Origin of the sequence: Microcoleus sp. CAWBG27, from assembly GCF_020883145.1 — a bacterium.
GTDB lineage: Bacteria > Cyanobacteriota > Cyanobacteriia > Cyanobacteriales > Microcoleaceae > Microcoleus.
In genome coordinates this window covers 1-8422 of the sequence record NZ_JAHREU010000125.1, presented here as the reverse complement: position 1 = coordinate 8422, position 8422 = coordinate 1, and the positions used below count along the sequence as shown (strand labels likewise).

Below are 8422 nucleotides of genomic sequence, written 5' to 3'. Positions count from 1 at the left end.
TTATTTTAGGTGAATTTGACAAGTATCTGTAACTCTAAAACCGCATAGGTTCAGCCCAAAAGTTTTTGGGCTTCCAGTTTTCACAACTGGTAAAAAAATCAAACCCACATCTGCGGAATGTGGGTTATAATTCGACATACATAATTTAATTTAAAAAAAGCGATCGCCTTTTGTTCATCTTCAAAAAAAGCCGATCGCCCGCCCGCACAATTTACGCTGCTGATTTCCCTTGCATTTCCAGCAACTCAGGAATCGTCACAAACCGATATCCCTCCTCCTTCAAGCCAGCAATCATATCCGGTAAAGCCTTGATAGTACGAGATCGATCGCCCCCGCCATCGTGCATCAACACAATCGCCCCCGGCTTCGCACCCTTCAACACATTCTCAACAAAAGCTTCTGGTTGAGCGCGCGGATCTGTATCCGCAGAAGTTACCGACCACATCACCACAGAATAATTTTGTTCCTTAGCATACTTAGCCAAACCATTAGTCAAAACTCCTCCCGGCGGGCGGAAATAAGTAGTCTTGACTCCCGTCGTTTCGTAAATAAGTTTTGCCGTGCGATCGATTTCGCTAGCCGCCGTCGCCGCATCCATCGGATCGTATGGGTGATGCCACGTATGATTGCCGATCGCGTGACCTTCTGCTACAACTCGACGAGCAATGTCAGGAGAAGTTTCGAGAGATTTACCTATCCAAAAAAATGTTGCTTTAATGTCATTTTGCTTAAAAATATCCAGCATTTGTTCAGTCGTTTCTGGCCACGGCCCGTCATCCACTGTTAAAGCAATAACTTTCTGAGAATATTTGATTGTCCCTTCAAAAACAGTTGTTCCCTGAAACTGCTCTGGCGGCACAAAAGTCAAGCGTTTTTCTTTGGGTTCCAATACGGTGAGAAGTTCCTCAACTGTGCGATCGAGATTAAAGCTTGTTCGATCGCCTCCAACCTCCTTTGCTAGCGGATTTACCGTTAAGGATTGGTTGAGGTTCTGCACGGCGGCGGTTGCAGGTTTGTCGCTTCCCTGTTGGTTTCCTGGTAGCAGCATACCCACGATAAAGCTGATTGCAGCCGCTGCCAGGGCGATCGCCACAAAACGCCATTTTTTTCGCAGTCTTTGAAATAGATGATTTCCGGTCACTTGGGATTCCCTTCACTCCACACTGCCGATAATGATAATGGGAATTTCAGGGAAAAGAAACCTAATTTTTGATAAATATGTCTCAGCGGGATTGACAGCGGTATCGGAAGGGCGATCGAATCCGGGCGATCGAATCCGGGCGTAGACAGACTAAACTCCCCTTCGCGGGTTGAAGAAATTCAGGTTTGATATTTTGCATCTATACAATGGAGAATTGCCAGCGACTCCACCAGAGTCAAATCTCCATCCACCAACGCCTGTATGCGGTGAAACGGGTTAATTGCCAGAAAATCGGGTGCAAATTGGTCGCCGTCGAGGTTAAGTGCGATCGGCTCAAACGCAACTTGTTTCTCCAGAAGTGCCACCCACACGCGACGAGAATTCAGAGAAATCGGATTGTAGTACAGTTTCAGCATCGGATTTTTCTCGAACGACACCACCAGTTTAGCAGCCAAATGTCTTGATTTTACGTAGTTTGGCAGAGTGGGAGTGTTCGGAAAGGGCGATCGACACCCCATGTCAAAAAAAGATTTCAAAAAAAGTTGTATTACCCCCTTGACAGTCCTGTAGTACGCAATGTAGTATAAATATATAGCAAAGGGGAAAGAGCTTCAAAGCTTTATCTCACAAGCAATACGAACCTTGAAAACAGAATAGGAAATTAACAATGTCACATACTTTTGGACATTTGGCGGTGTAGACTCCGGCAACCATCACCCCCTAGGGTTGTAGTACGCGGAATCAACCGCCACCCCGTCCAAACACAAACCTTGTGGGGCTGTAGCTCAATTGGGAGAGCGTCGCTCTGTCACAGCGAAGGTAGCGGGATCGAAACCCGTCAGCCCCGTCAAGCAATTTTAGATTTTGGATTTTGGATTTTGGATTTTGAGCTTTTCAATCAAAATTGAAAATCTTAAATTGAAAATAACAGCTTTACTCCCAGGAGCAATCTAAAATCTAAAATCTAAAATCAATAGTCCCGTAGGCAAAAGTCAAGCCGTCTGCCCCTCAAGCAGAAGATTGCGAGTGCAAACCTCGTCGGGACTCCCAGGTTAGGTGGCTGAGTGGCTCAAAGCGTCGGTCTGCAAAACCGAATTTCGCGGGTTCAAATCCCGCCCTAACCTCTGTTCCCAATCGTAATTAAAAATTACATAAATTCCATGAAATTTAATTATTTAGGGTACGCACTGTAAAGTCGGTCATTCTATCTACAAAACAGAGGAAGTAAAGCCTAATAGACATTGACGGAGGTTAGAAGTTATGAAGACCAAAACTACCGTTCTTTCAAAGTTCATGCCTAACGATGTATCAAATAATAGTGCCAACTTGGAAGATCAGTTGACTGCGTTCGTTCAAAAATCCCTTGCTGATAGCTATTCTCAAGACGTTGATGCTACCTTGCAACAGCTTGATGAGGCATGGGAAGCTCAGAAAATGGTTTGGCAACTGCGAGATGAAGCCCAAGTTTAATCGGCTAATTTCCAGAGGCTTACTTATTTTGAAAAACGACAAATCAAAAGATCAACCCAACACTCTTTTAATTGCCGTTTTTAACTTTGAAAGTAACAAAGCAACACAGTGCTGGACGCACAGATAGTTAGAAACCGGGTTTTTTACAAAAATTATTCACGCTAGCCGACAGATTAGGTAAAAAACCCGGTTTCTTTGAACTTATATCGCAAGCAGGGATGGTGTAACTGGCAACACTCTGGTCTCCAAAACCAGCATTCTGAGTTCAAATCTCAGTTCCTGTGCCAATTTTTTAATATCAAATTTGTAGTGCTGTAGGCAAATGGTTTAAGCCGCTTGGTTTTCACCCAAGTGATTTGCGGGTTCAACTCCCGTCAGCACTGTTTGTGGGTCGTTGGCAGAATGGTTTTGCAGCCGCCTTTTAAGCGGATGGATCGAGGTTCAATTCCTCGGCGACCTACCAAATTTTCAACCTTGGGTCGGTTCTCATATTGGTATGAGTAGCTGTCTGTAAAACAGTAGCTTAAAGCTTTGCTGGTTCGATTCCAGCCCGACCCATTCGCAACTGTATTTAATATGTAGTTGCGATCGAGAGAATGTGTTGTAATCGGACAACAACTCAGTTTGCGCGGCTGAAGATTTGGGGGTTCAAATCCCTCCATTCTCGCTCATTGAGGAGAGGTGGCCGAGAGGCTTATGGCGCTTTCCTGCTAAGAAAGAGCGGCTTAACACCCGTCGAGGGTTCAAATCCCTCCTTCTCCGTTTTCCCCCGATAGCTCAGTTGGTAGAGTGCTTGTGTGAAGAACAAGAGGCCGTCAGTTCGATACTGACTTGGGGGATTGCGTTGCCTTATAGCTCAATGGTAGAGCTGCACGCTGTTAACGTGATGGTTGTAGGTTCGAGTCCTACTGAGGCAGCCATTTTTTAAATTACTGGGTAGACAAATTGGTAAATTCGCCTATCTTTGAAACAGGCTTTTATCTATGTTGGCAGTCTACCCAACTATTCAACTATTGGGGAGTCGCCTAATCGGTATGGCACCGCTCTTTGAAAGCGGACAAATGCAGGTTCGATCCCTGCCTTCCCAGTTCTGCTATTACGAAAGCAGATTATGCTCCTGTAGCCCAACTGGCAGAGGCTGCAATTTCAAAAATTGTGTGTTACTGGTTCAAATCCAGTCAGGAGTACCAAATTTTCAACTAAGTTTCACTTGCTCTTGTGGCGGAATTGGCAGACGCGGCAGACTTAAAATCTGTTCTATTTTGATTGTGAGTTCGAGTCTCACCTTGAGCATGAACGGGATGTGGCGCAACTTGGTAGCGCGGCGGCTTTGGGAGCCGAAGGTTGCAGGTTCAAATCCTGCTATCCCGACTTTACCCCTGTGATGTAATTGGAAAACATCATCGAATCAGAATCGGTGTTTTTGCAGGTTCAACTCCTGTCAGGGGTACTTGGCTAACCGCCAATTTTTGCTATTTGCTCTCGTGGCGGAACGGCAGACGCGCTAGTTCGAGAAGCTAGTTTTCTACAGGTTCAAATCCTGTCGGGAGCATGAATTTTTGATAAATATCGGAGGAACTTACAGTGTCTAGGAAAAAAGTTAGTTTATCGAAAATGCCTCTGGAGCAATCGCGGTGCTTTTGAGCAACCAAAGTTAATCTGTGAATTGTGCCATAATCCTTCGCACTCACCCACAAATTAGGTAAAAAACCCGGTTTCTTTAGTCGGAGTGTATCCAGGACTGTTGATTAAACAAAATTGCCCTTGTAGCCCAATTGGAAGAGGTGCCTCGCTTAGAACGAGGAGGTTGCTGGTTCGAGGCCAGCCAGGGGTATTTGGTGATATCGCGGGTGAAGTAGCCTGGGTAGGCTTGGAGGTCTCATAAGCCTCTTCATAGCAGGTTCAACTCCTGTCCCCGCCACCAAAAATGCAGGTGTGATGTAATTGGCAACATGAGGCTCTTGTAAAGCTTTCTTGCGAGTTCAAATCTCGCCACCTGCTTGTCCTAAAGCTCAGAAGGAGTCTATCTAATTGTGCTAACTTTTCAACATAAGTTACAGCCCTAATTTTTTGTAGCAAATCTCAGTAAAAAGCATGAAAAGAATTGCGATCGCCCAAAACACGCTAAAAATTCTCGAAGATGGTTGCTACTTGTCCCCAGAAGGGAAGCAGGTTAAGATTGATCGCCAATTAGCATCCTGTGTTGCGGGGACGGCATACTACGAACCCGATGCCCTGTCAGCGATTCAGGAAAAGGTTCTCTCAGGTACTCCCCAATTCTCGAACACGGAATTTATGGTGAGAAATGAGACAACGCTGGTGGGTGCAGAGCGTCAAGGGCGATCGCAAAAATTTGCAAAAATTGGAGTCCTAAATTTCGCTTCTGCCAAAAATCCGGGTGGTGGATTTATCAAAGGCGCTCAAGCGCAAGAAGAGAGCTTAGCACGCAGTTCTGCACTGTACAAAAGCCTTTTAAAATGTCCCCAATACTACGAGTATCATCGCTCTCATAAATCGCTGCTTTACTCGGATAGACTCATCTACTCTCCCGGCTGTTCAGTATTCCGAAAAGATGATGGAACTTTGCTTGAGGAACCTTATCTTGTTGATTTTATCACGAGTTGCGCTCCGAATGCTGGTGAGATTTCCCGAAAAGAGTCAGAAAGTGCGGGAAAAATCCGCGAAACTCTGTACGGACGCGGTGCAAAATTGTTGGCTTTAGCTGTTGACAAAGGTTGCGATGCGTTAATTTTAGGAGCTTGGGGATGTGGTGTCTTCAGGAACGATCCATTTATGGTAGCTCAGATGTTTGCAGACTTTTTATTGCCAAACGGTCAATTTGCTGGCAGATTCAAAAGCGTACTATTTTCTGTACTAGACTCTAGCGAAGAAGGAAGGATATTTGCAGAATTTGACAATCGATTTTCCTCAGATTAGTCGAAATCGCGATCGCAATTTTTCCTGTGTCAACGCAATTTTAAATTTTCAATCATGCGGATATGGTGTAACGGTAGCATTCGAGTCTTCCAAACTCTAGGCACGAGTTCGAGCCTCGTTATCCGCTTGGCAAATTAAACAGTTTATAGATGACAGGTAACAAGTGTGCAGCGGCTTGTACACGAACATATATCTGTAGGGGCGAAGCATCACCGCAGTCAATATGAGATTATAACTAATCACTTATATGCGGTGATGCTTCGCCCTCTTCAAAAACCAGATCTACCCAACTGAAATATCAAATTTGTTTGCGGGTGTGATGTAAAAGCTAGCATCTGAGCGTGCCATTCTCAGCGCATGGGTTGGATTCCCATCATCCGCTTTTGTAGTCCTGTAGCTCAATGGTAGAGCGTTTGCCTTACAAGCAAGATGTTGCGGGTTCAATTCCTGTCAGGACTACCAATTTAGGGAGTGTAGCTCAAAGGATAGAGCGCCGCGCTTCGGACGCGGATGTTGTGGGTTCGAGTCCTACCACTCTCGTTGTTTTTGCCTGATTTTAAGGAGGTTGATTCCATTGAATGATTAATTTTTTATATTAAGAGCGATTCCCTACGGGATAGCTTCGCACGCGCGCACTTTGCGTGTCCCAATCTTTGGAGCCTACATACTTTAGTACGAGAGGAAAGGTAACGCTGTCAAAAACGGCGCGCGTTTGCGAACGAGGAGTGCAATGAACCCGATAGGTAGGCTTAGAAGTAGCCATCCTTTAAAGAGTGTGTAATAACTCATCGGCGGAGTCCCTCTAGTAACTCAGAAAACGCAATGCTCCGATAACTCGCACGCCAATAGTACGCACGGCACAGCCATCCTTAGGGAATTGCACTATTTCACCTTTTAATAAAGTTATAACCAAAGGAGTTTCCCGATGCCTGTAATTGCTATGGAAGTAAAAACCGCGCAAAATCATCCTAATGCTGATGCGCTATATCTCTATAGTTTTGAAGCTTCAGGGCATGATGCAGTGCAAATTGTTGCCAACTCAGAAAACATTTATGATGTTGGCGATATCGTTGCCATAGCCTTAACTGATTCCGTGCTGAAAGATGGCACTAAAATCAAACCGTCAAAGCTGCGAGGTGTTTATTCCTTTGGCATGGCTTTGGGCAAAGTTGAGGCAGCTATTGGCACTGATTTGTCGGCAATTTACTGTCAAGAAACGGTTGCTCAATCAACCGTAATGCAAACATGGCCGAGCATCGAACTGCTGTACAATCTCCGCCGCAGTTTAGAATTGGTTGGGGAAGCTCCGAAGATAACTTATCGAGCTAAAATTAAACTCGACGGTACTAATGGTGGCATTCAAATCTTTACTGATGGTAAAGTTGCTGTCCAAAGTCGATCGCAAATCATTACCCCAGAAAACGACAATCTCGGCTTTGCTCGTTGGGTAAATCAAAACATCGATTTTTTCGCTCAACTGGCGAGTTCCGAACACGTAACTATTTTTGGGGAATGGTGCGGTAAAGGCATTCAGAAACGGACGGCTGTATCTGAGTGCGATCGCAAAATCTTTGCAGTATTTGCGATTCAATTCGGCGGCATAGATGGCAAAGTTGCAAAACTAGAAACCCGCCCGGACAAAATCGGCGATTTTTTGCCAAAGCATCCCGATATTTTTGTCTTGCCTTTTTATGGAGAACCGATTGTTTTGGATTTTGGCGATCGCACTCAACTAGAATCGGCTGTTGACACTCTCAATCAAGCGGTTGATACTGTAGAAAAACTAGATCCTTGGGTCAAAGAAACTTTCGGCATCGCAGGAATTGGCGAAGGCTTGGTAATGTTTCCCGAAAGCGGCGAACTTGCCGAAAGGCTGTCTTATGCGGAACTGCTGTTCAAAGCTAAAGGCGAAAAACACCAAGCTGTAAAAACCAAACAACCTGTTCAAATCGACCCAGAAGTTGCTCAAAGCATTGATGACTTTGTGAATCTGTTTGTAACGCCTGCTCGATTAGAACAAGGAGTGACAGAAGTTTGTTCTGGTCAATTTGACATGGCAAAAATTGGAGCATTTTTGCAGTGGTTTATGGCTGACGTGCAAAAAGAAAGTGCTGTTGAATTAGAGGCTGCTGGCTTAACCTGGAAAGAGGTTAATAAAGCAGTAATGAATGCCGCTAAAAAATGGTATCAGGATAAATCTAAAACTTTGTAGGTGTTGGATTTGCCATAATTAATGTAGGGGCGGGTTCGCCAACAATAACTGCCTACAACTAACAATCTCATAAACCCGCCCCCACCCAACGACAATACTTCGGACAGTTTTTTAACGACTCTGTAAGCGTTACAGCGTAAGCCCTGGCATTTTTAATGGTTTTTTGAAACTCCGGGCTAGAGTTAAAGATTGAAAAAATACTCATACCTATAGCCATCAAGGGTTTGAGATACTCGATTAGATCTAAAACTGTCCGGAGTATTGAACGACAAATCCCAATTAATTGAATGAACATGATGTTAATTGTTGAAAGCTTTGTAGGTGTTGGATTTGCCATAATTAATGTAGGGGCGGGTTCGCCAACAATAACTGCCTACAACTAACAATCTCATAAACCCGCCCCCACCCAACGACAAATCCCAATTAATTGAATGAACATGATGTTAATTAAAGATTGCCCATAAATCAAAGAAACCGGGTTTTTCATACAATCTGCGAACTACAGCGAAGTATTTTCGCAAAAAACCCGGTTTCTGGCGGCTCTTCTGGAGTCAAGGTGATAAGCAAACCTAATCAGAAAAGCAAGCTAATAGCCTTGCTCGAAAGTTATCAAAGTTCATAAAGCCATAGGCTTGTCGCTTAATCAACTTAATTCGATTGTT

General features: G+C 44.4%; 6 protein-coding genes, 22 tRNA genes and 1 other annotated feature. Of the genes, 25 read left to right on the top strand and 3 right to left on the bottom strand.

Annotation, left to right across the window (positions count from 1 at the left end; all coding sequences use genetic code 11):
- Nucleotides 1–211: 211 nt before the first annotated feature.
- Complete coding sequence (locus tag QZ938_RS32400) at nucleotides 212–1141, bottom strand: polysaccharide deacetylase family protein (RefSeq protein ID WP_293154364.1); 930 nt, start codon at nucleotides 1139–1141, stop codon at nucleotides 212–214.
- Nucleotides 1142–1320: 179 nt separating this feature from the next.
- Nucleotides 1321–1677, bottom strand: coding sequence for a glutathione S-transferase family protein (locus QZ938_RS33200; protein WP_363318925.1), 357 nt, complete (start codon nucleotides 1675–1677; stop codon nucleotides 1321–1323).
- Between the two features lie 238 nt (nucleotides 1678–1915).
- On the opposite strand from QZ938_RS33200, the gene QZ938_RS32390 reads away from it, so the two are divergent.
- From QZ938_RS32390 to QZ938_RS32270, 25 genes are all read left to right on the top strand, one after another.
- A tRNA-Asp gene (locus tag QZ938_RS32390) sits at nucleotides 1916–1988 on the top strand.
- 128 nt (nucleotides 1989–2116) lie between these two features.
- A tRNA-Glu gene (locus tag QZ938_RS32385) sits at nucleotides 2117–2191 on the top strand.
- A tRNA-Cys gene (locus tag QZ938_RS32380) sits at nucleotides 2192–2265 on the top strand.
- Between the two features lie 136 nt (nucleotides 2266–2401).
- Nucleotides 2402–2611 (top strand): hypothetical protein, encoded by a 210-nt coding sequence (locus QZ938_RS32375; protein WP_293356377.1) that lies wholly within the window; start codon nucleotides 2402–2404, stop codon nucleotides 2609–2611.
- A 212-nt stretch (nucleotides 2612–2823) separates the two neighbouring features.
- Nucleotides 2824–2898 (top strand) — tRNA-Trp (locus QZ938_RS32370).
- A gap of 21 nt (nucleotides 2899–2919) precedes the next feature.
- Nucleotides 2920–2994: transfer RNA gene (locus QZ938_RS32365), tRNA-Glu, on the top strand.
- A gap of 5 nt (nucleotides 2995–2999) precedes the next feature.
- Nucleotides 3000–3074 (top strand) — tRNA-Lys (locus QZ938_RS32360).
- Between the two features lie 13 nt (nucleotides 3075–3087).
- Nucleotides 3088–3169 (top strand) — tRNA-Tyr (locus QZ938_RS32355).
- A 34-nt stretch (nucleotides 3170–3203) separates the two neighbouring features.
- A tRNA-Arg gene (locus QZ938_RS32350) sits at nucleotides 3204–3278 on the top strand.
- Between the two features lie 8 nt (nucleotides 3279–3286).
- A tRNA-Ser gene (locus tag QZ938_RS32345) sits at nucleotides 3287–3373 on the top strand.
- 4 nt (nucleotides 3374–3377) lie between these two features.
- A tRNA-Phe gene (locus QZ938_RS32340) sits at nucleotides 3378–3450 on the top strand.
- A 6-nt stretch (nucleotides 3451–3456) separates the two neighbouring features.
- Nucleotides 3457–3531: transfer RNA gene (locus tag QZ938_RS32335), tRNA-Asn, on the top strand.
- 94 nt (nucleotides 3532–3625) lie between these two features.
- A tRNA-Gln gene (locus QZ938_RS32330) sits at nucleotides 3626–3699 on the top strand.
- Nucleotides 3700–3724: 25 nt separating this feature from the next.
- Nucleotides 3725–3801: transfer RNA gene (locus QZ938_RS32325), tRNA-Leu, on the top strand.
- A 22-nt stretch (nucleotides 3802–3823) separates the two neighbouring features.
- Nucleotides 3824–3904 (top strand) — tRNA-Leu (locus QZ938_RS32320).
- A 4-nt stretch (nucleotides 3905–3908) separates the two neighbouring features.
- Nucleotides 3909–3982: transfer RNA gene (locus QZ938_RS32315), tRNA-Pro, on the top strand.
- A 4-nt stretch (nucleotides 3983–3986) separates the two neighbouring features.
- Nucleotides 3987–4061 (top strand) — tRNA-Leu (locus QZ938_RS32310).
- Between the two features lie 28 nt (nucleotides 4062–4089).
- Nucleotides 4090–4163: transfer RNA gene (locus QZ938_RS32305), tRNA-Leu, on the top strand.
- Between the two features lie 208 nt (nucleotides 4164–4371).
- A tRNA-Leu gene (locus tag QZ938_RS32300) sits at nucleotides 4372–4445 on the top strand.
- A 95-nt stretch (nucleotides 4446–4540) separates the two neighbouring features.
- Nucleotides 4541–4612 (top strand) — tRNA-Thr (locus tag QZ938_RS32295).
- 93 nt (nucleotides 4613–4705) lie between these two features.
- Entirely contained in the window at nucleotides 4706–5548 is an 843-nt protein-coding gene (locus tag QZ938_RS32290; protein ID WP_293356374.1) for a TIGR02452 family protein, read from the top strand.
- A gap of 56 nt (nucleotides 5549–5604) precedes the next feature.
- Nucleotides 5605–5675: transfer RNA gene (locus tag QZ938_RS32285), tRNA-Gly, on the top strand.
- A 260-nt stretch (nucleotides 5676–5935) separates the two neighbouring features.
- Nucleotides 5936–6010 (top strand) — tRNA-Val (locus QZ938_RS32280).
- A gap of 5 nt (nucleotides 6011–6015) precedes the next feature.
- Nucleotides 6016–6088 (top strand) — tRNA-Arg (locus QZ938_RS32275).
- A gap of 196 nt (nucleotides 6089–6284) precedes the next feature.
- Nucleotides 6285–6340 (top strand) — a sequence feature (23S ribosomal RNA rRNA prediction is too short).
- Between the two features lie 133 nt (nucleotides 6341–6473).
- The gene (locus QZ938_RS32270) at nucleotides 6474–7760 is read left to right on the top strand and encodes an RNA ligase family protein (protein WP_293338251.1); all 1287 of its coding nucleotides are present in this window, start codon (nucleotides 6474–6476) and stop codon (nucleotides 7758–7760) included.
- A 569-nt stretch (nucleotides 7761–8329) separates the two neighbouring features.
- Here the strand turns inward: QZ938_RS32270 and QZ938_RS32265 are convergent.
- Nucleotides 8330–8413 carry a transposase gene (locus QZ938_RS32265; RefSeq protein WP_293158237.1) on the bottom strand — a complete coding sequence of 28 codons (84 nt, stop codon included), beginning with the start codon at nucleotides 8411–8413 and terminating at the stop codon, nucleotides 8330–8332.
- Nucleotides 8414–8422 lie beyond the last annotated feature (9 nt).